This window comes from Clostridium sp. Marseille-P3244, assembly GCF_900120155.1.
Taxonomy (GTDB): Bacteria; Bacillota; Clostridia; order Lachnospirales; family Lachnospiraceae; genus Mediterraneibacter.
Map to the genome: position 1 here is coordinate 219,333 of NZ_LT635548.1, position 20,536 is coordinate 239,868.

Genomic DNA, 20,536 nt, shown 5'->3' on the forward strand with positions numbered 1-20,536 from the left:
CTGTGAAAAAAGAAGCACCCTATATCCTCATAGAGCGCTTCCGTAACTATTATCTTCTGATACAGTGCTTTTGATACTGATCAGTTCAAAACTCCGAGATTGAGCACAACAGCCAGCACGATAAATAATACTGCCACTACCCGGGTTGCCTTCACAAGAGCTCCTTCCATAGAACGTCCCTTGTTGTGTCCCCAGTATGTGTCCGCAGCCCCACTGATAGTACCAAGTCCCGCTGATTTTCCCTCCTGTAAAAGAACAATCGCGGCTAACGCAATACAATCTATAACAAAAATAATAGTCAAAACGATCTTCAAAATATCCATTTTCTTACCTCCGAATCAAGAACATGCCTATTCTATCATAGTTATGGGCTATTTGCAAGGCTTCGCGCCGACTTTTCCTGTTTTTGTCTGATGGTCTCCCCTGTCTACCGGGCAGCTTCTGCTCTGCGCGTTTTCACCTCATCAAATTCTCTTTGGATCTCTTCTGACGGCTTCGGAGTAAGAAGAGACACTGTGACAATACAGATAGAAGAGAAGACGAATGCCGGCAGCAGCTCATAAATATCCCAAACACCTCCCAGAGGACGCACAAGAAGGTTCCAGACAAAAACCATAACGCCTCCTCCGATCATGCCTGCGATAGCCCCGGCCCTTGTGGTGCGTTTCCAGAACAGGCTGAAAAGCATCAGCGGTCCAAAAGTGGCGCCGAATCCTGCCCACGCAAAACTCACGATCGTAAAGATTACGCTGTTCTCATCCAAAGCGATCACGATAGCGATCACGGCGATCAGAAGCAGAGTTACACGGGAAATATTCAACACTTCCTTATCTGACGCTTTTTTGCGAAAAAGTCCCTGGTAAATGTTTTTCGCAAACGCGGACGCCGCGATCAGCAGATAAGAGTCCGATGAACTGATCGTTGCCGCCAGAATTCCCGCCATTACAAATCCTGCAATGAGTGGCGGAAGAAGGTTCGTGGACAGAAGAATAAATACATTCTCTGCCTCCGAAGATGTCAGCAGCGCTGTCGGGTACAGAGATCGTCCCACTACACCGATGAAAACCGCGATCGTCAGGGAAATCAGCACCCATACCGTAGCGATGCGCCGTGAACGTGTAAGTTCACTCTCTCTCCGTATAGCCATAAATCTCAGCAGGACCTGAGGCATCCCGAAGTAGCCCAGTCCCCACGCCAGCATAGATACAACGGAAAGAATCCCGTATGGCGCCGCCGCGCCGAATACCGGCTGGCCGGCTGCAACCTGCTGGACTCCATCTGCCGCAGTCTGGGGAGTTGCCATACCGAAAAATTCCAGGAACCCCGGAATAGACTTTGCGTTTTCAATGACAGAACTCAGACCGCCTGCCGCCTCTGTGCCGACGATCACGATCACTCCCAGAGCAATGATCATTACGACAGCCTGCATAAAATCTGAAGCGCTCTCAGCCAGGAATCCCCCAATGATCATATAGATTAAGACGAACACTGCTCCCACGATCATCATCGGTATATAGGGCAGATCAAAAAGTGTGGAAAACAGTTTGCCGCATGTTACAAGGCAGCTTGCCGCATATACTGTAAAAAAGATCAGGATGAACAAAGCGGATATGGTCATGATCACTTTCCGCTTTTCATGAAACCGGTTTGAAAAATATTCCGGCAGAGTGATCGCGTTGCCTGCCTTCTCGCTGTAACGGCGCAGTCGCTTGGATACGATCAGCCAGTTTATGTAAGTCCCCACTGCAAGCCCGATCGCCGTCCAGGCCGCGTCCGCGATACCGCACCAGTAAGCTACCCCCGGCAGTCCCATAAGCAGCCAGCCGGACATATCCGAAGCTTCCGCGCTCATGGCCGTCACCCAGGGGCCAAGGCTCCTGCCTCCGAGAAAATATGCGTCAGAGCTCTGATTGGCACGCTTCGCGAATGTCACTCCAAGTATGATAACCGCTGCCATATAGATGATCATGGCAGTCAGTATCTGTAATGTATCTCCCATCTCTTTTTCCTTCCTTTTCCGTATTCTGCTGTTCCCGGATGCCTTTTCTTCCGGCTGCGGTATTCCCCTGATAATATATCAATGGAACCCCCGTCTGTATACAAGTTTTCTGTACAGCATAAACATAATTATAAACAATAAATAAAATTCTGGCAACTCTAACTTTTCAGGATGTTATTCACTTATGATAATGTCTCCCTAGGATTCTCTTGAGATAATGTCACTTTTTGATAAACTATAAAACTATGAAAGAAGGTAAAATCACATTGTCTCAAAAGCAACTAAAAACATTTATGATTATCAACAGCTTCATCGACAAGTCCATTACAAGACAACAGGCTGCTGAGCTCTTAGGTCTTTCTACTCGCCAGATTACACGTTTAAAGAAAGGAGTCCTCTCTTCTGGTGCTCATTCCCTTATCCATAAAAATACTGGTAGAAAACCTGCTCACGCTGTTCCTGATGAAACGAAGGAAGCTGTCCTTCAAATTTATTCCCGCCCGGAATTGTCTGGGGTCAACTTCCTCCATTTCAAAGATATACTCTTAGCAGATTTCGGAATCTCCATTTCCTATTCTGCTCTTTCCAGTATACTAAAAAATGCAGGTTTTGAAAGCCCCAAAAAGAAAAAAATCCGGCATCGCACCCACCGCCGGAAACGGAAGCCTCATCCCGGACAGCTGGTCCAGATTGACGCCTCCCCGTATGAATGGTTCGGAGGTCCTGTGAAATACACCCTCCACGGGGCTATCGATGATGCTTCCGGACAGGTTGTCGGCCTGTTCCTCACACAAAACGAATGCCTTTATGGCTACCTGGAAACCCTGCGGCAATGCTGTACCGATTTTGGAATTCCTCAGACTGTTTATTCAGACAACCATACCATCTTCCGCTCCCCTAAGACCGGGAAGATGACGACGGATGAACTGATTGCCGGAAAAACCGTACACTTGACCCAATTCGGGCGCTCGATGCATGAATTGGGGGTCGATATGATCTTTGCCAAAACACCCCAGGCAAAAGGACGCATTGAGCGCCTGTGGAACACCCTTCAAAGCCGTCTTCCCGTTGAACTTGCAAAACGGGGGATCCGCACTCTGACAGAGGCAAATCTTTTTTTAGAAAAAGAATACCGTACCCTCTTTAACCAGAAGTTTGCAGTAGAGCCCGAAGCAGCTTCGATCTTTGTCCCTCTTCCAGCGCAGACAGATATCGACTCCATCCTTTGTGTAAAACACACAAGGAAAACAGATGCAGCCGGTACATTCTNCTTTTAAGAACAGGTGCTTCCAGATCCTGGACAATGGCTTTCCTATCATCAATGCACGGCGTGAGATCACCGTACTGATCAGTCCGCGTTTTGGAATACGTGTAAAATACAACGGGCAGGTTTATGATACGATCCGTTATCTTAAGCCCCAAAACAAGAATGCAAACATGAAAGTCCCTAAAAAAGTAAAGACCATTGTGGAACCACATCTGCAGCTGCGTCATAGCAGCAAGGAATGGAAAGCCATTTGGTGGATGGAGGACTATAATCTGTCCCTAAAATTTTTATACGAACTGTTTTTTGAGAAACAACAGTCTGCTTCGTAAAAGGGCAAATGCCCTTTTACGAAAGTGACATTATCTCAAGTGAAACTTAATATAAAAAAGTGACATTTTCAAAAGTTATTGACACTCTAACTTTTCAGGAAAAACGAACTCAGGACAATCTCTGACAATAAGATCGTCCTGAGTCCCATCCTGATAATTTATTTTTAAAAAACCGTTATTCTTACCTGTTTTTCTTCTTTAGAGCATTTCCAAAAGCCAGTATCACTGCCCCGCTCATTCCCAGAATCAAGAGGATCATGTATATATCCTGACCGTGATCCCCTGTATCAACTGCCCTGGATCCGTCATCCGCAGTATTGCCTGTCCCGTCTGTCTTATCCTCTGTGGGGGGATCTGTCGGCTCCGTCTCGTCCAGTAATTCCAGTTCACTGATGGCCTGTTCAATATCTCTGGCCATCTGATCCACCTCTTCCTGGTGGGTATAGTCCAACCCTTCCACTACCGCGTCACGGGCGGCCTGCAGTTTCGCCACGCTCTCCGCAGTATACAGGCTCAGATCCGCCGGTATCTTCTCCAGGGCCGCATTTACAGCGCTGTAATCGGCATATCCGCTTGCAATGACAAGTTCTTCTTCATTGACTTCCTCCGGCACATAGACGATGATCCGGGTTCCGTATGCGGTAACCAGCATCCGGCTGTCATCCGGCAGCGTGATCAGCACCAGCTCGTCCGCCAGTTCCTCTCCCACAGTTAATTCCACCGGTTTCAAAAGCTGTCCGGCCGCATTGCGCGGGGCGGGAACAATACTGTCCGGCGCGTCAGAAATAATATTTCCGCCGTTGATCTGTACATAATTCGTATCGCTTTCTCCGCTCTCATCGTCGTCTCCATTACCGATAATATGATACCCGAGATGCGAGGAATCGATAATGATCAGGCCGTCGTTGATCGTGATCCGGCCGCCAGCGCTGTCGTCTCCGCCGCCGATCGCCGCCCCGTCAATACTGCTGGCCGTGATCGTTCCTCCATTGATGACAACTGAATCAATGGCTCCATTATCGGCGCCTCCGATCCCTGAGCCGTCGTCCTCCATACACCGGCCCGTCACAATGCCGCCATTGATCTCTACAGTACCGCCCACGCCGTCATCGCCGCATCCGATCCCGGCTCCATCTTCCTGAAGACACAGTCCGGTCACAGTGCCGCCATTGACAATGATCGTACCTGCACCGCCCTCATAACCACCGCCGATCCCGGCTCCGTCGGAAGTGCTCAAAGCAGTAATATCGCCGCCGTCGATCAGGATTGTCCCCGCCGTTTCTCCTATATCGCCGCCGATGCCGGCAGCGTCGTAGCCACCCTGCACCGTAAGGCTTCCTGCGCTTTCCAGGATATGTAAAGAAGCGCCTTCACTTACCCGGAGCCCGGCAACACTATATCCGTGATAAATAAACTCATTGTCTGCTTCCAGACGCAGAGAAACAGAAGCGCCTGACCAGATATCCATTGGAGGAACATCGTTCCAATACCAGCCTGATTCATCCTCCTCTTCTTCATATGAAGTAATCGACACTGCGCACAGTTCCAATACATGATCTCCGCTTTCCACGATCACATTGTAATCTTCTGTCGTGCCTGTGAGCCAGTAATCTCCGGTATATGGGATTTCTTCCCCATCTGCGCTCCGACGGTATCCGGTCTCCGTAATATAGATATCGCCGTCTGCCACATTCAGTGCCCCGGGCTGTGCTTCCTGCGGCACAAGTCCTGCTAACGCTTCCTCGATGGCTGCGGTCTGAGCGTCCACTTCCGGCTGCCCGTTCTTAGGCAGACGCCAGTTTGTCGCCCGGATCTGCTCCAGAAGCCGCTGCACACTCTCTTTTGTATAGTTCTGCAGATCAGAGGGTACTCTTTCGATGACCTCGTTTAATCCGCTGTAATCCGCCCCGTTAATGGAAAAGAGGAATTCTCCTGTCCTGACATAACTCAAATCAGTCTGTGTAAAAACAGGCTCGCTCTGCCCCGGCAGATATACTGTGAACGCGCACTCCTCATCATACTCGCCTTTCTGCCATGCAAATTCATAAAATATGTCACTGTCATACGTAAGCCATATTGTCTGAGAATGGACATCCTCCTCGTTAATCCCAATCGTCTGCCACAGCTCCCCGTCGCGGTAGACCTGGATCCCGGCGCCGTTCCAGCTGTCTCCGAAATCCTCTTCCATCTCTATGGTTATGGCAGCCTGCGCCTCATCTTTTACCTCCCCGCATACCTGACACGTATATCTGTACGTCTCCATACCTTCTTCCGGCACATCAGGCAGCAATGTTCCTTCATCCCACTGATGCTCCTCCTGCTCCGTATACCCGCAGTTACCGACGCAATATCTTTCATGGTACTGCCTGTCCCGTGACTCCCATTCCGACATCGTATGAGGCGTTATCTCATCAGACATATAATCACAGTAAGCGCAGCTTTGGGTATGCCCTTCCGCTGTATAAGAAAAATCCGTCATAACATGCGCAAAAACACCTCTGCTTCCACCGCAGACATCGCACGATATCTGGTGCGCAGTGTCATCCAGCGATTCCCACGTCCAGGTATGAGCACTGGCTGTCCCCCGTGAAAGACGGAGGGGCTGAGTTCTGTCTTCCAGTGTATCTCCTCCTACAACATCGTCACTGTCGTTTATGATCTGTGCCGATATTGCTTCCGCGATCGATCTTATCGGTCCTTCATGGCTGCTCAATTCCAGGCTGCTGGCAGGTGACAGGCTGATATTGACTGCCCCTGAATCTCCGTTTGCCTGTATTCCCGGATGATTGTAACCGGTAACACTGTTCACGCCCTCCGCCGTCAGATTCAGCGTGACCGCAGTTCCTACATCCAGAGCGCTCTGATACAGGCCGGAATCCATTGTCAGATCTTTCAGGATCACATCATAAGTGACCTCCCCTTCTGCCGCGCCTTCAAAATAGACTTCATCGCTTCCGCTTCCTGTCAGGATGTAGCTGCCCGTATGTGGGATTTTATTCTGACTGCCTATCGTGTAGCCGTCCGGGTATATCCTCACTGTGCCCTGACTTACATCGATAAGCGCCACGGTATCTCCTTCAGCAGCCTTTGCGGGCAAAGGCTGCTGAACCGCGCACAGGCAGAACAGCATCAAAAAGCTCAAAAACTGACATATCCTCTTTCTTTTTGGCATGATCAAATCCCCCAGATCTTTTTTGTTTATTATAACAAAATTATCTCCGCTTGGCCACAAAAATATATACAAATTATAAAACTCAAAAACAGGAGTCCTCCAGGGGACTCCTGTTTTAAACTGTAATCTTTATGCTTTGAATTTCAGATATCCGGTCAGATTTCTTACTCTGCCTTATCTTCAGCATATACGTCTACCATCTTTTTCAGGTAATCGTATCTTTCCATAGCTTCCTTCTCATTCTGAGCAAACAGCTTCGCTGCCTTTTCCGGATTGGATCTCTTCAGGGCATTGTAACGTACCTCACCGTCAAGGAATGCCTGATAATCCTCTTCCTTCGGAGCCTTGCTGTCAAGGAAGAACTTGTTGCCCTCTGCAGCCGGATTATAACGGAAGTTGTTCCAATATCCGCACTCTACTGCCAGCTGCTCCTCGGTCTGAGCCTTGCTCATACCTTTCTTGATACCATGGTTGATACACGGAGCGTAAGCGATGATCAGTGACGGTCCCGGATAAGCCTCAGCCTCTGTGATCGCTTTGACTGTCTGGTTAAAGTCAGCGCCCATAGCGATCTGTGCCACATATACATATCCGTATGTCATAGCCATTCCCGCCAGGTCCTTCTTCTTCGTCTCTTTACCGCCTGCCGCAAACTGTGCGGTAGCACCTGTCTTTGTAGCCTTTGAGGACTGTCCGCCTGTATTGGAGTAGACTTCTGTATCGAATACCATAATGTTGATGTCCTTGCCGCTTGCGAGAACGTGGTCAACACCGCCGTATCCAATGTCGTAAGCCCATCCGTCTCCACCGAATACCCACTGGGATTTCTTGGAAAGGAAGTCTTTGTGTTTCAGAAGTTCTGTCTTCTCCATACGGTCGCATCCGCACTTCTCAAGAGCGGCCACCAGCTTGTCTGTCGCTGTTCCGTTTGTAGCGCCGCACGCGAATGTATCAAGGTACTCCTGAGCGGCAGCCTTTACATCAACGTCCTGTGCATCCTCAGCCAGTTTCTCAACATAGCCTTTCATTCTCTCACGGATCGTATTCTGCGCCAGCAGCATACCGTAACCAAACTCTGCGTTATCTTCGAACAGGGAATTGCTCCATGCCGGTCCTTTGCCTTCCGGTGTTACTGTGTAAGGTGTAGACGGTGAAGAGTTACCCCAGATAGAGGAACATCCTGTTGCGTTGGCAATATACATCCTGTCACCAAACAGCTGAGTGATCAGTTTTGCGTATGGTGTCTCACCACAGCCCGCACATGCGCCTGAGAACTCAAGCAGCGGCTGTTTGAACTGGCTTCCCTTTACAGTCGTCTCTTTGAATTTTGTGACAACTTCCGGTTTTACCGGAATCTCTCTTCCATAATTGAAGAAGTCCTGCTTGCCGGCATTTGCTTCCATATTCTCCATAACGAGAGCCTTCTCGCCCTTCTTGCCCGGGCAGACATTCGCACATGAACCACAGCCTGTACAATCGTAAGCAGATACCGTGATGGAGAATTTCATTCCCGGCATACCGATCATATCGATTGCTTCCATTCCTTCCGGTGCTTTCGCAAGCTCTTCCTCTGTCAGAGCTACCGGACGGATAACCGCATGCGGACATACATACGCGCAGCGGTTACACTGGATACAGTTCTCCGGTTTCCATACCGGGATATCTACCGCGATGCCGCGCTTCTCATATGCAGAGGAACCGGACGGTGTAGAGCCGTCTACATAATCATTGAACGCAGATACCGGAAGTGTATTTCCTTCCTGAGCATTTACCTTGGCCTGGATATTCTTAACGAAATCGACAACGTCTTTTCTTCCGTTCTCGTCTACATGAGGAGTTGTAAGTCCTTCGTCTGCAGCGCTCTTCCAGCTTTCCGGAACCGTTACTTCCACAACCTGTTTCGCGCCTGCGTCGATAGCGTCATAGTTCATCTGAACGATCTTGTCGCCCTTTCTTCCGTAAGTAGCCTTCGCAGCAGCCTTCATCAGATCGATCGCCTCGTTCTCCGGAATGATGGCAGCAAGTTTGAAGAATGCAGACTGGAGTACGGTATTGATACGTCCGCCAAGTCCGATCTCCTTACCGATCTTGATACCGTCAATGGTGTAGAACTTGATGTTGTGGTTGGCGATATATGCTTTCACCTGTCCCGGCAGGTGCTTCTCAAGACCTTCCATGTCCCATGGACAGTTCAGAAGGAATGTTCCGCCGTCCACAAGTTCCTGTACCATATTGTATTTGTCAATGTAGGACGGATTGTGGCATGCCACGAAATTCGCCTGATGGATCAGATATGTTGATTTAATCGGTGATTTACCAAAGCGCAGATGGGACATTGTGACACCGCCTGACTTCTTGGAATCATAATCAAAGTATGCCTGAGCGTACATATCTGTATTGTCGCCGATGATCTTGATGGAGTTCTTGTTGGCTCCGACTGTACCGTCGGCCCCCAGACCCCAGAACTTACAGTTGATCGTTCCTTCCGGAGTGGTGATCAGCGGCTCGTCCGCTTTCAGGGACAGATTTGTAACGTCGTCTACGATACCGATCGTAAATTTCTGTTTCTCATCATTGTGGAATACAGCAACGATCTGCGCAGGTGTCGTATCCTTGGACCCAAGTCCGTAACGTCCTGTGTAGACCGGAACCGCATCGAATTTTGTTCCCTTGAGAGCTGCCACAACATCAAGATACAGCGGCTCGCCAAGAGCTCCCGGCTCTTTCGTCCTGTCAAGGACAGAGATCCTCTTCACTGTATCCGGGATGGCATCGATCAGAGCCTGCGCGCAGAACGGTCTGTACAGACGTACTTTCACAACGCCGACTTTCTCGCCTGCCTTGAGCATATGGTCAATCGTCTCTTCAATCGTGTCACAGACAGATCCCATGGCAACGATCACATGCTCTGCATCCTCAGCTCCATAGTAGTTAAACAGCTTGTAATCTGTACCGATCTTGGCATTTACCTTGTCCATATAATTCTGAACAATACCCGGAAGAGCATCATAATACGGATTACATGCCTCTCTTGCCTGGAAGAAGATATCCGGATTCTGAGCAGAACCTCTCTGGCACGGATGGTTCGGGTTCAGAGCATGAGCGCGGAACGCGTCGATTGCATCCATATTTACAAGATCTTTTAAATCATCGTAATCCCATGTCTCGATCTTCTGGATCTCGTGGGATGTACGGAATCCGTCAAAGAAATTGATGAAAGGAAGTTTTCCTTCCAGTGCGGCGCAATGTGCGACCGGTGTCAGGTCCATGACTTCCTGGACGCTGGACTCACAGAGCATAGCAGCACCAGTCTGACGGCAGGCATAAACATCAGAGTGATCACCAAAGATAGAAAGAGCGTGGCTTGCAAGTGCACGCGCGGATACGTTGAATACGCCCGGCAGCTGCTCTCCTGCCACTTTATATAAGTTCGGGATCATGAGAAGAAGTCCCTGGGAAGCCGTAAATGTAGTTGTCAGAGCTCCTGCTGACAGAGAGCCGTGTACAGCACCCGCAGCGCCGGCCTCGGACTGCATCTCCACTACATGTACCGTCTGCCCGAAGATATTCTCTCTTCCTTCTGTTGCCCATTCGTCAACATGCTCCGGCATAACAGATGACGGTGTGATCGGATAGATTGCTGCTACTTCTGTGTATGCATAGGAGACGTGAGCAGCGGCCTGATTACCGTCCATGGTCTTCATTTTTCTTGCCATTTGTTGTTCCTCCTTGAAATTTTACATTGAAAAAATAATGTGTGCGGGCAAAGGGCCAGACACCGCGCACACGTATCCGGCAGATGCCGCAAAGAATCAGATGCTCTGTCAGAACACTGCCAGGCACCCAATCCACATGTAGTTTCATTATATCGCCAAAAATCGCAAAAGTCCATAGAGCGTAGTCGGTTTTTTTGTATATTTTGGGGTACAGTTCCCTCGTCCGTCAGAGTCGGGATGAGTTATGCTTGCATAAGACTCAGACCGGCTCTGACCGGACGAAGGGAGCGCCTGGGCATGAGCAAAGCCGCGGCGCAGCCGCAGTAAGCACGCAGGTGCGTCTTTGCGAATGGCGCGGGGAACTGTACCCTGTTTCCCTCTTCCCAGAGTCGGGATGAGTTATGCTTGCATAAAACTCAGACCGGCTCTGGACGTTTCTTCCGGGAACTCCCGACAAGATAGATTGCTGTCCCGATCATGATGGCAATACTGATCCACTGGGAAGTGTACAGTCCCAGCAGGATCCCCCGCTCACTGTCGTCATACCGGAAAAACTCAAGAATAAAACGGACGGCAGCATAGAGGAACAGGTAAACTTCAATACTTTTTACCTTCCGGCTTTTCTTCCTGCAGATCCAGATCGTCAGCCCGACAGCAATGATCATTTCGGCCGCCGCTTCCACGGCCTGTACCGGAAAAAGAGGTGTATCCAGAGGAGCGAACGGAGACTCCGTATATACCACTGCCCCCGGCCCGTCATAAGGAATCCCGTAGCAGCACCCCACAAAAGCACAGCCGATCCTTCCAAATGCATGGGCCAGCGGTATTGCCGGGATCGCTGTCCTGACATAGTCCGCCACCGGGATATTCAGGATCTTCCCGGCCAGAAAAGCCCCCAGAAATCCGCCGGCCAGACCGCCGTAAAATACGAACCCACCGTTCATCAGTCCGTTCAGATAGGCGGGTTCTGTAATCCGGGTAAGGTCGATTTGATTCCAGGATACGGCAAGATACAGGAGCTTGGCTCCGATAATGCCTCCTAGGCCGGCAAAACAGGCAAGTTCTATAAATTCATCAAATTTCATATGTTTCATTCGTGTCAGAAAATAACCGAGAATGGCCCCTGCTGCCACTCCGATCACAATGAACATCCCATACCAGGGGATTATTCGAGATCCGATCTGTATTCCCATAAATCCACCTTTTTCAAATTTATCAAGTAAAACATTAGTTTATAAAGAAAAAGGGATGCTCGCATCCCTTTTTTAGCCCTTAAATATGGTTTTTACATACTATTTCATTATGTCTAGGCAAAAGCTGACATGCACCCCAGGCATCCGACACATCCGATACAGGCAATATAGAATAGAAGACTGAGCACCACTCCTATAATAGAACAGATAAAACCTGCCTTTGCCATACCTGCCTGCTCCGGAACTTTCTTTCCCTCCACACCAAGCACAATACCGATGATGCCAAGTATGAGACCAAGCCAGCCAAAGCTTCCGGTGCCAAACACACTGATCACGATTGAAATAATTCCAAGTACAAGTGACGCAACTCCCATTGCTTTCTCCTCCGTATAAATATTGATGACTGCCGCCTGGTTCCAGACAGCAAGTACGTGAACATTATATCCAATATACCAGAAACAATCAAGTTATTTAAACTTAAATATCCTGTCCTTCTTCCTGGGCGGCTTCTTCCCCTCGATCTTGTCGGGCATAGGCTCATATATCTTTCCGCTCTTTAACATCGGCATCCTCCTGTGATGTTTCCTCAGATACAGAAGAGCCGCACCCGCAACGATAACGATGCATCCTGCAAGAAGCTGAGAAACCGGGATAGCGGTTCCCGGTATCAGGAGCTGATCTGTCCGAAGTCCCTCAATCCATACTCTGCCGAGAGCATAGCCAAAAATGTAAAGTAAAAATACTTCACCCTCATACTTCTTATGCTTCCGGTACAGGACCAGAAGGATAAGCAACACCGCGCACCATACCGATTCATACAGAAAAGTCGGATGCACCTGGATATAGCTGATCCCGCCGATCTGCTCCATGTGTTCCCGCATCAGTTCTGTTACATCCCCGGAGCGCACCGCATCCAAAGGAAGCCTCATGGCAAATAGGCCGTTCGTATATTCTCCGAACGCCTCCCGATTGAAAAAATTCCCCCAGCGGCCCAGCATCTGTCCATTGAGAATTGCCAGAGCCACGGTATCAAATATCTGAAATGCCGACAGCCGTTTTACCCTGGCCAGGATAAACACTGCGATTACCGCTCCAATTACGCCGCCGTAGATCGCAAGTCCGCCTTCTCTGAGATTGAGAATACTCAACAAATCATCTTTATATGTCTGCCAGTCAAATATTACATAATATAGTCTGGCGCCCACGATTCCGGCAATCACGCCGATAATCCCCATATCAAGATAATCTTCCGGATCCTGTCTTGTGCGCCTGGCTTCTGCCATTGCGATCAGAAAACCGATCAGTATGGCGCAGCCGATAATGATCCCGTAATACGCAATCTCAAATCCAAAAACACTGACTGTCTTTCCCACATGATCCAAATGGATTCCCAGGTTGGGAAAACTGATGTCATAATGCATATCTTTTATAAACTCCTCACTGATTTTTCCCCAGCTCAGCTGCGCCATTCGCAAAACCGCACTCCGTGCTTACTGCGGCTTCGCCGCTGTTTTGCTCATATTCTGGCGCTCACCCCATGAATCTGCCTGTTCGCCGGACCGTGCGAGCACGCTCCCTGCTCACATGCAGATTCATGGCTGAACTGGTGCTATACATTAAACCGGAACAACATAATATCGCCGTCCTGGACGACGTAGTCTTTTCCTTCCAGACGGATCAACCCTTTTTCTTTTGCTGCCGTATGGGAACCGCATGCGATCAAATCGTCATAACTTACTACCTCGGCACGGATGAATCCCCGCTCAAAATCTGTATGGATCTTTCCTGCCGCCTGAGGCGCTTTTGTTCCTTTTTTGATGGTCCATGCGCGGACTTCCGGCTCCCCGGCTGTCAGATAACTGATCAGTCCAAGGAGATGATAACTCGCCCGGATCAGTTTTTCAAGGCCGGATTCTTCCAGGCCCAGATCGTCCAGGAACATTTTCCTTTCATCCTCGTCCAGCTGAGAGATCTCCTCCTCGATCTCCGCGCATACTACAAAGACCTCGCAGTCCTCCTGCTGCGCATACTGGCGCACAGCCTGCACTCCCGCATTGGAGGCTCCGTCATCTGCCAGATCATCTTCCGACACATTTGCGGCAAAAATTACCGGCTTTGCTGTCAGCAGATTATACCCTGCAAGCCAGGCCTGCTCATCCTCGTCATCCGTCACAAAGCTTTTTGCCATCTTGCTGTCTTCCAGATGCGCTTTCACCCGGTTCAGAAGATCCAGCTCCTTGGCTGCCGTTTTATCATTACGGGAAAGTTTCACTGTCTTTGCAATCCTTCTCTCCAGGATCTCCAGGTCAGAAAAGATCAGCTCCAGATTGATCGTCTCAATGTCCCGCATGGGATCGATACTTCCATCCACATGCACGATATTGCTGTTCTCAAAACATCTGACCACATGCACGATAGCATCCACCTCACGAATATTGGCAAGGAACTGGTTTCCCAGTCCCTCTCCCTTGGAAGCGCCCTTGACAAGGCCCGCAATATCCACGAACTCAATCGTCGCCGGGATGATCTTCTTCGTATGATACATCTCCCCCAGAACGTTCAGCCTGTTGTCCGGCACTGCGACCACGCCCACATTAGGGTCGATGGTACAGAACGGATAATTGGCCGATTCTGCTCCCGCCTTTGTCAGGGAATTGAACAATGTGCTCTTTCCTACATTTGGTAAACCTACGATTCCTAATTTCATTTATCTGTATTCTCCTTTTCAAGAATCCTGCTGTACACTAATCCCGAGTCTCCATCAGAATGACTTTCCCATAGGCCAGCGAGATTGTCACTTCATCCTCATCGAATTCATTACTGACGCAGAGACTGTCAGTGGGTCTGAGGAAATGATTCTTCAGAGGATATTTCGCTCCGGATATACTCAGGTCATCCACCGGCAGTTCCAGCGGAAACAGCGAAAAATATGGCCCGAAAGCCTCCTCTTTCCTGAGTACGGTGGTTTTGTTTATCAGACGGATCCGGTTATATCGATCCAGGATCCACGCATCTGCTCCCGCCTCCAAAGCAATCTGAAGACACTGGACATTCGCCCACAGATGATCGATCCGGCTCCCGGTTCCGCCCAGGATCCATATTTTCTTTCGATTCAGTCTCAGGCACAGCCTTAGGGCAATCTCCGTGTCTGACGCATCTTTCACCGGATTAAATTCCCGGATGGGTACATTTAGTTTCTCCCGGTAGTAATTTACCAGTTCATGAGGAACACTGTCAAAATCTCCGACGATATAATCCGGCTTGATCCCATGGTCATAAAGGAATACAAGACCTCTGTCTACTCCAATAATGAATTCGGTCTCTTCACTTTCCAAAATGGGGAGCACAAAATCTGATTCCAGTATTCCGCCGCTTACAATAACAGTCCGCTTATTCATATTTCTTTAATATCTCCATAAATCCTTCTACATTTTTTCTGATATCTCCGCCATAGACCCCTGAACCGGACACGATAACGTTCGCTCCCGCCTCCAGCACCTGAGCCACATTAGACTGATAGATGCCTCCGTCTACCTCGATATCCCGCTCAAGATTTCTCTCTTCCAGCATTTCCCGGATCTTCCGGATCTTTTCCAGTGACTCCGGCATGAATTTCTGTCCTCCAAATCCCGGCTCCACGCTCATAACAAGAAACATATCTGCCTGATCCAGATAAGGAATCAGTTCTTCCGCCGAAGTTGCCGGCTTGACAGAAATTCCGGCCTTTACATTACAGTTATGGATCTCGTCGATGGTCTTCTTAAGATCTGTACAGGCCTCCAGGTGTACCGTGATAATATCTGCCCCACAGGCGGCAAATTCTTTTATATAGCGTATCGGCTCTTTGATCATGAGATGCACATCCAGGAGCTGTCCTGTAGCGTCTTTCACCGACGAAAGCACAGGCATTCCGAAAGATATGCTTGGTACGAAATCTCCGTCCATCACATCAAAATGAATGTACTTTGCTCCTGCCTCTTCTGTCCGTCTAAGCTGCTCACCCAGTATTTTGAAATCAGCAGCCAGCATGGATGGTGCCAGAATGTTCTCCATAATTCAATACCTCTTCCTTTCCTGTAATTCCCGGTACATCCCGATATAGTCCTCGTACCTCATCCTGTGTATCTTCCCCTCCTCTACAGCCTGCCTCACCGCGCACCCCGGTTCATGTACATGGCTGCAGCCGTTGAACCGGCAATGTCCCTCATACATCCCGAACTCCGGGAAACAGTATTTCAGATCCTCTTTTTCAATCTCACTTACATAAAGAGAACTGAAGCCGGGCGTATCCATAATATACGAACCTTCTTCCAAAACGATCAGCTCGGAATGTCTGGTCGTGTGCTTTCCTCTTTCAATTTTATGGCTGATGCTGCCCGTCTCCATCGTGACCCCGGACTGGAGCAGATTGATCAGTGATGATTTCCCCACGCCTGACGGTCCCGCGATGGCCGTCGTCCTGCCGCCAAGCAGACTCTTGAGTTCCTTTATGTTATTTTCTTTCTTTGCGCTGGTAAAAACCAAAGGATATCCGCATTTCCCGTAGATTTCTTGCAGCCCCGCGATATCCGGATCTTCTGCGATATCTGTCTTGTTAAAACAGAGCACAGCAGGGATATCCTTGCTCTCCATCATCACAAGAAACCGGTCCAGAAGATTGAAATGGGGCTTGGGTTTCGTCACTGCAAATACCACCAGAGCCTGATCAATATTGGCCACGGCCGGGCGCACCAGTTCGTTCTTTCTGGGAAGGATCTTAGTGATGTTTCCTTCCATATCCTTTTCATCCAGTATCTCTATCTCTACATTGTCTCCCACAAGGGGTTTGATTCCGTCTTTTCGGAAGATTCCTTTTGCCTTACACTCATAAATACCGGATTCTACCACGTGAACGTAGTAGAATCCGGCAATTCCTTTTATAATTTTACCCTGCATAGTAATTTGACAGTCCTATTTGTCTCCCCAGCAACTTCTACGCCTACTCGCCTTCAGTCCCGCTTCCTGAATCCGGATCCTGGCTTTGTGCAGGCCCTGAACTCACCCAATAATATACTTGGCTACCTGTCTCCAGCTTAACTCCTGGCTCTGGGCTAGTGCTACAGACCGTACCAGCTGGAAGACTGCTTTCTGCCGTTCCGGCATACACTGGCTCAAAACCATATTCTCTAAGCCTTGTCTCCGCAGTTTCGGGATATTCTCTTAGCACATCGGGAACCTCCACCGTCTGTGTTCTGGGCCCAAGGCTTACGACATAGGATACTGTCCCGCCTTTTTCCAGCTTCGAACCCGACTCCGGGCTCTGGGAGATCACATATCCCGCCTCAACGCTGTCGCTGTAATCCTCACTGGCACTGCCCACAAGCCCTGCCGCGCTTAACTCGGCCTCTGCCTCAGAAGCGCTCTTATTATAAAGATTCGGAACCGTTACTTCCTCTTTTCCAAGACTGACGACGATGGTCACGCTGGTGCCTTCATCTACTTCCGTGCCCGCCGTCGGATCCGAAGAGATTACATTTCCTTCTGCTATGGTATCGCTGTACTGCGGTTCTCCTTTTGTAACCTTAAGGTTGGCGTCCTGAAGAATTTTCTCTGCGTCTGCCTCGCTTCGGTCCACCACATTGGGAACAGTAGTCTTCTCTGCCGCCTCACCGCTGCTGATCACTACGGTGACAGTAGAATTTTTTGCCACCCTTTCTCCCACGCCGGGATCCTGGCTTTTGATCTCACCTTTCGCGTACTCATTGGAAGGTTCTTCTTCTGCTGCTTCTTTGATCCCCAGATTAGATTTTTTCAGCTCGGCTTTTGCCTCCTCAAAAGTCATTCCCCGTACATCCGGAACTTTTACCGTTTCCTCATTACTCTCAGACAAGCCCGGCCCGCTGAAAAATCCTGCCGCGTTCGCCACAAGAAACAGTACCAGCAGCGCAATGACCACCCCGGCCACGATCATAAGAATACGCATGATCCTTTTTGTATCGGGATTTACATTGTTCTTCTTACCCCTCCTGCGGTCCTGCTGCGCTCTGCGGCGGTCATAAGCCCGCCGGTCATCTTCGTCATAATCATCATCGTCATCATCATAGTCATCATCATCGTTTCTGTAACTGCGCCTCTGCACCCGCTCCAACTCTTCTTCAGACATAACCATTGTCCTGTCTGTATCGCCGGAAGCCGCTCCCAGAACGACAAAATTTCCCTCCGGATCTACCAGTGAATGCTTCAGATCTGTCAGAAGTGACGCACAGTCATGGTATCTGAGCCCGGGATTTTTCTGGGTACATTTCATGATTATGCACTCAAGACTGTATGGAATATCCGGCACTTCTTCCGCGGGGGACGTGATCTCCTCCTGCAGATGCTTCAGCGCCACTGTCACCGTAGAATCTCCGTCAAAAGGCACATGCCCTGTGATCATCTCGTACATGGTAATACCGACAGAATAAATGTCGCTCTTTTCATCTACGATGCCGCCGCGGGCCTGTTCCGGAGATGTATAATGGACAGATCCCATCACACTGGTGCTGATCGTCTGGGTAGACGTGGTGGCACGGGCGATACCGAAATCTGTCACCTTCACTTTTCCATCTTTTGAGATAATGATATTCTGAGGTTTGATATCCCTGTGTATGATATGCTGGTTATGAGCTGCCTGGATTCCTGTCACCATCTGGATCGAGATGCTGATGGTCTCCTTCGCTGAAAGTCTTCCTTTCTTCTCGATATAATCCTTCAGCGTGATTCCTTCCACCAGTTCCATGACCATATAATAAAGGCCCCGGTCCTGTCCCACATCATAGACATTTACCACATTGGGATGCATCAGGCCTGCTGCCGCCTGCGCTTCACTCAAAAATTTCTTGATAAACACCTCGTCTGTGCGGTAATCACTTTTCAGCACTTTGATCGCCACATACCGGTTCAGCTTGTGATCCTTGCCTTTATAGACATCTGCCATTCCGCCGGACCCGATACGTCCCAGTATCTCATACCGTTTTCCTAATACAACTCCTTCTTTGATCATAATACACTCACCTCGTCTGCGAACGGTTCTATGAGGACAATCCCTATGTTGTCCGTACCGCCGTTTTCTTTTGCGGCGTCTATCAGTGTCTGGCCTGCCTCCACGATGTCTCTTCCTCCCTGTACAATATGGAAGATCTCCTCATCCTCCACCATATTGCTCAGACCGTCTGTACACATCAAAATGATGTCTCCCCGTTTCAGACGGTGTTCGTAAAAGTCCACATCCACATCTGCTTTCGCGCCGATTGCTCTTGTGATGATGTTCTTATCCGGATGATGTTTGGCCTCTTCCGGCCGGATGCCGCCCAGCCGCACCATCTCTTCCACCAGCGAATGGTCCTTTGTAAGCTGCTGTATGCCCTGGTTGATCAGATAAAGCCGGCTGTCTCCTACATTAGCAAAATACATCATCTGATTCATGATGGTGGCTGCCACGACAGTGGTTCCCATCCCTTTGAGATGTTCATCCTTTCCGGCTTCCCGGATGATCTCCTGGTTTGCCGTCTTGATGGCCGCCACAAGACATCGCTCCACATCTTCGCCCTCGCTCATCTTAAGTTCTCTTTTCAGCACTTCCACCGTATATTTGGAAGCGTAATCCCCGGCCTGATGTCCGCCCATTCCGTCTGCCACTACAAAGAGATTCTGAAGGATTCCCAGAGGCCTGTCTGTGGTGTAGACATAATCCTGGTTCACTTGCCGCACCATTCCTACATCTGTAATTGAAAATGTCTTCATATCCGTCTCCTTATATCCTGCCGGTTCTTGTATCTTCTTCTGCATAGCGGCGTCTGAGCTGACCGCAGGCTCCGTCGATATCAGAGCCCATTTCCCTTCTTATAGTAACATTTATTCCACTTTTTTCAAGTTTATTTTTGAAATTCAGGGCGTTTTTCCTGCCCGGCCGGATAAAATCACGCTCTTTCACCGGATTGACCGGTATCAGGTTAAGATGACAGTTCCTTGACTTCAGAATGGAAGCCAGCTCCCTGGCATCCTCATCCGTATCATTGATGCCATGTACCAGACTGTACTCAAATGTCACCCGCCGGCCGGTTTTCCGAAAATACATATCACAGGCTGACAGTACCTCTGAAAGGTCATATTTATTGGCCACAGGCATAAGCTTCCTGCGTTTTTCCTGTGTAGCTCCGTGAAGAGACAGCGCCAGCGTGATCTGCAGTTCCTCGTCCGCCAGCCGGAGCATTTCGGGCACAATGCCGCAGGTGGACACCGTCACATTCCTCTGGCTGATGTTCAGTCCATGTTCATCCGTAAGAATATGGATAAATTGTATAAAGTTGTCATAATTATCCAGAGGTTCCCCGGTTCCCATGACTACCACATTGTGCACCCGCTCCCCGGTGATCTTCTGGATCTGATAGACCTGCCCCAGCATTTCCGATGGCGACAGATTCCGCTTCAGGCCGCCGATCCCCGAAGCACAGAACACACATCCCATCCTGCATCCGGCCTGGGAGGAAATGCAGACAGAATTCCCGTGCTTATATCGCATAAGCACGCTTTCTACCATATTGCCGTCATACAGACGGAAAAGAAACTTATTCGTACCGTCCAGCCTGGATACCTGACGTTCTGCCATCGTAACCGGAAGAATCTCATATTCTTCTCCCAGTCGCTTTCTCAGATCCATGGAAAGATTGGTCATCTCTTCAAAACTGTCCGCAAGCTTCACATGAAGCCACTCGTAGATCTGCCTTGCGCGGAACGCCTTTTCTCCCAGATGTTCCAGTTCTGTCTTAAGTTCCTCATATCGGTATGCTCTGATATCTTTTCCCATATCCGCTGTCTCTGCCTTTCCTGTTCCGGATACCCC

The 20,536-nt window shown here is 49.3% G+C and carries 15 protein-coding genes; 1 reads left to right on the top strand and 14 read right to left on the bottom strand.

Annotation, left to right across the window (positions count from 1 at the left end; genetic code table 11):
- Positions 1-80: 80 nt before the first annotated feature.
- Together secG and putP are read right to left on the bottom strand one after the other, a co-directional pair.
- Positions 81-323, bottom strand: coding sequence for a preprotein translocase subunit SecG (secG, locus tag BQ7367_RS01015; protein ID WP_072523768.1), 243 nt, complete (start codon positions 321-323; stop codon positions 81-83).
- Positions 324-427: 104 nt separating this feature from the next.
- Positions 428-1,999: a sodium/proline symporter PutP gene (gene putP, locus BQ7367_RS01020; protein WP_072523769.1), complete on the bottom strand. Its 1,572-nt coding sequence runs from the start codon at positions 1,997-1,999 to the stop codon at positions 428-430.
- 293 nt (positions 2,000-2,292) lie between these two features.
- On the opposite strand from putP, the gene BQ7367_RS01025 reads away from it, so the two are divergent.
- Positions 2,293-3,276, top strand: a complete 984-nt coding sequence (locus BQ7367_RS01025) for an ISNCY family transposase (protein ID WP_442855327.1) — start codon at positions 2,293-2,295, stop codon at positions 3,274-3,276.
- 500 nt (positions 3,277-3,776) lie between these two features.
- Here the strand turns inward: BQ7367_RS01025 and BQ7367_RS01030 are convergent, their stop codons facing one another.
- The 12 genes from BQ7367_RS01030 to rlmN form a co-directional block, all read right to left on the bottom strand.
- Complete coding sequence (locus BQ7367_RS01030; RefSeq protein WP_143142930.1) at positions 3,777-6,767, bottom strand: hypothetical protein; 2,991 nt, start codon at positions 6,765-6,767, stop codon at positions 3,777-3,779.
- Between the two features lie 164 nt (positions 6,768-6,931).
- Positions 6,932-10,483 carry a pyruvate:ferredoxin (flavodoxin) oxidoreductase gene (gene nifJ, locus BQ7367_RS01035; protein WP_072523771.1) on the bottom strand — a complete coding sequence of 1,184 codons (3,552 nt, stop codon included), beginning with the start codon at positions 10,481-10,483 and terminating at the stop codon, positions 6,932-6,934.
- 416 nt (positions 10,484-10,899) lie between these two features.
- Positions 10,900-11,676: a prolipoprotein diacylglyceryl transferase gene (locus BQ7367_RS01040; RefSeq protein WP_072523772.1), complete on the bottom strand. Its 777-nt coding sequence runs from the start codon at positions 11,674-11,676 to the stop codon at positions 10,900-10,902.
- A gap of 113 nt (positions 11,677-11,789) precedes the next feature.
- Positions 11,790-12,050 (bottom strand): hypothetical protein, encoded by a 261-nt coding sequence (locus BQ7367_RS01045; protein WP_072523773.1) that lies wholly within the window; start codon positions 12,048-12,050, stop codon positions 11,790-11,792.
- Between the two features lie 93 nt (positions 12,051-12,143).
- Positions 12,144-13,145 carry a prolipoprotein diacylglyceryl transferase gene (gene lgt / locus BQ7367_RS01050; protein ID WP_442855320.1) on the bottom strand — a complete coding sequence of 334 codons (1,002 nt, stop codon included), beginning with the start codon at positions 13,143-13,145 and terminating at the stop codon, positions 12,144-12,146.
- 140 nt (positions 13,146-13,285) lie between these two features.
- On the bottom strand, positions 13,286-14,383 hold the full coding sequence (gene ychF / locus BQ7367_RS01055) for a redox-regulated ATPase YchF (protein ID WP_072523774.1): 1,098 nt from the start codon (positions 14,381-14,383) through the stop codon (positions 13,286-13,288).
- 37 nt (positions 14,384-14,420) lie between these two features.
- Positions 14,421-15,074 carry a thiamine diphosphokinase gene (locus BQ7367_RS01060; RefSeq protein WP_072523775.1) on the bottom strand — a complete coding sequence of 218 codons (654 nt, stop codon included), beginning with the start codon at positions 15,072-15,074 and terminating at the stop codon, positions 14,421-14,423.
- Positions 15,067-15,729, bottom strand: coding sequence for a ribulose-phosphate 3-epimerase (gene rpe / locus BQ7367_RS01065; protein ID WP_072523776.1), 663 nt, complete (start codon positions 15,727-15,729; stop codon positions 15,067-15,069). Before rpe ends, BQ7367_RS01060 begins: the two co-directional genes overlap by 8 nt.
- 3 nt (positions 15,730-15,732) lie before the next feature.
- Positions 15,733-16,611 carry a ribosome small subunit-dependent GTPase A gene (rsgA, locus tag BQ7367_RS01070; RefSeq protein ID WP_072523777.1) on the bottom strand — a complete coding sequence of 293 codons (879 nt, stop codon included), beginning with the start codon at positions 16,609-16,611 and terminating at the stop codon, positions 15,733-15,735.
- A 43-nt stretch (positions 16,612-16,654) separates the two neighbouring features.
- Entirely contained in the window at positions 16,655-18,697 is a 2,043-nt protein-coding gene (gene pknB / locus BQ7367_RS01075) for a Stk1 family PASTA domain-containing Ser/Thr kinase (protein WP_072523778.1), read from the bottom strand.
- Entirely contained in the window at positions 18,694-19,437 is a 744-nt protein-coding gene (locus BQ7367_RS01080; protein WP_072523779.1) for a Stp1/IreP family PP2C-type Ser/Thr phosphatase, read from the bottom strand. The genes pknB and BQ7367_RS01080 overlap by 4 nt, the downstream gene beginning before the upstream one ends.
- Before the next feature lie 10 nt (positions 19,438-19,447).
- Complete coding sequence (gene rlmN / locus BQ7367_RS01085; protein ID WP_072523900.1) at positions 19,448-20,500, bottom strand: dual-specificity RNA methyltransferase RlmN; 1,053 nt, start codon at positions 20,498-20,500, stop codon at positions 19,448-19,450.
- Positions 20,501-20,536: the final 36 nt, after the last annotated feature.

What these genes read in the sequence shown, in the direction of transcription:
- rsgA (WP_072523777.1), bottom strand. Translation starts at nt 16,611, where the DNA reads ATGCAGGGTAAAATTATAAAAGGAATTGCCGGATTCTACTACGTTCAC.
- secG (WP_072523768.1), bottom strand. Translation starts at nt 323, where the DNA reads ATGGATATTTTGAAGATCGTTTTGACTATTATTTTTGTTATAGATTGT.
- lgt (WP_442855320.1), bottom strand. Translation starts at nt 13,145, where the DNA reads ATGGCGCAGCTGAGCTGGGGAAAAATCAGTGAGGAGTTTATAAAAGAT.
- BQ7367_RS01045 (WP_072523773.1), bottom strand. Translation starts at nt 12,050, where the DNA reads ATGGGAGTTGCGTCACTTGTACTTGGAATTATTTCAATCGTGATCAGT.
- ychF (WP_072523774.1), bottom strand. Translation starts at nt 14,383, where the DNA reads ATGAAATTAGGAATCGTAGGTTTACCAAATGTAGGAAAGAGCACATTG.
- nifJ (WP_072523771.1), bottom strand. Translation starts at nt 10,483, where the DNA reads ATGGCAAGAAAAATGAAGACCATGGACGGTAATCAGGCCGCTGCTCAC.
- BQ7367_RS01080 (WP_072523779.1), bottom strand. Translation starts at nt 19,437, where the DNA reads ATGAAGACATTTTCAATTACAGATGTAGGAATGGTGCGGCAAGTGAAC.
- putP (WP_072523769.1), bottom strand. Translation starts at nt 1,999, where the DNA reads ATGGGAGATACATTACAGATACTGACTGCCATGATCATCTATATGGCA.
- BQ7367_RS01040 (WP_072523772.1), bottom strand. Translation starts at nt 11,676, where the DNA reads ATGGGAATACAGATCGGATCTCGAATAATCCCCTGGTATGGGATGTTC.
- rlmN (WP_072523900.1), bottom strand. Translation starts at nt 20,500, where the DNA reads ATGGGAAAAGATATCAGAGCATACCGATATGAGGAACTTAAGACAGAA.
- BQ7367_RS01060 (WP_072523775.1), bottom strand. Translation starts at nt 15,074, where the DNA reads ATGAATAAGCGGACTGTTATTGTAAGCGGCGGAATACTGGAATCAGAT.
- pknB (WP_072523778.1), bottom strand. Translation starts at nt 18,697, where the DNA reads ATGATCAAAGAAGGAGTTGTATTAGGAAAACGGTATGAGATACTGGGA.
- rpe (WP_072523776.1), bottom strand. Translation starts at nt 15,729, where the DNA reads ATGGAGAACATTCTGGCACCATCCATGCTGGCTGCTGATTTCAAAATA.
- BQ7367_RS01030 (WP_143142930.1), bottom strand. Translation starts at nt 6,767, where the DNA reads ATGCCAAAAAGAAAGAGGATATGTCAGTTTTTGAGCTTTTTGATGCTG.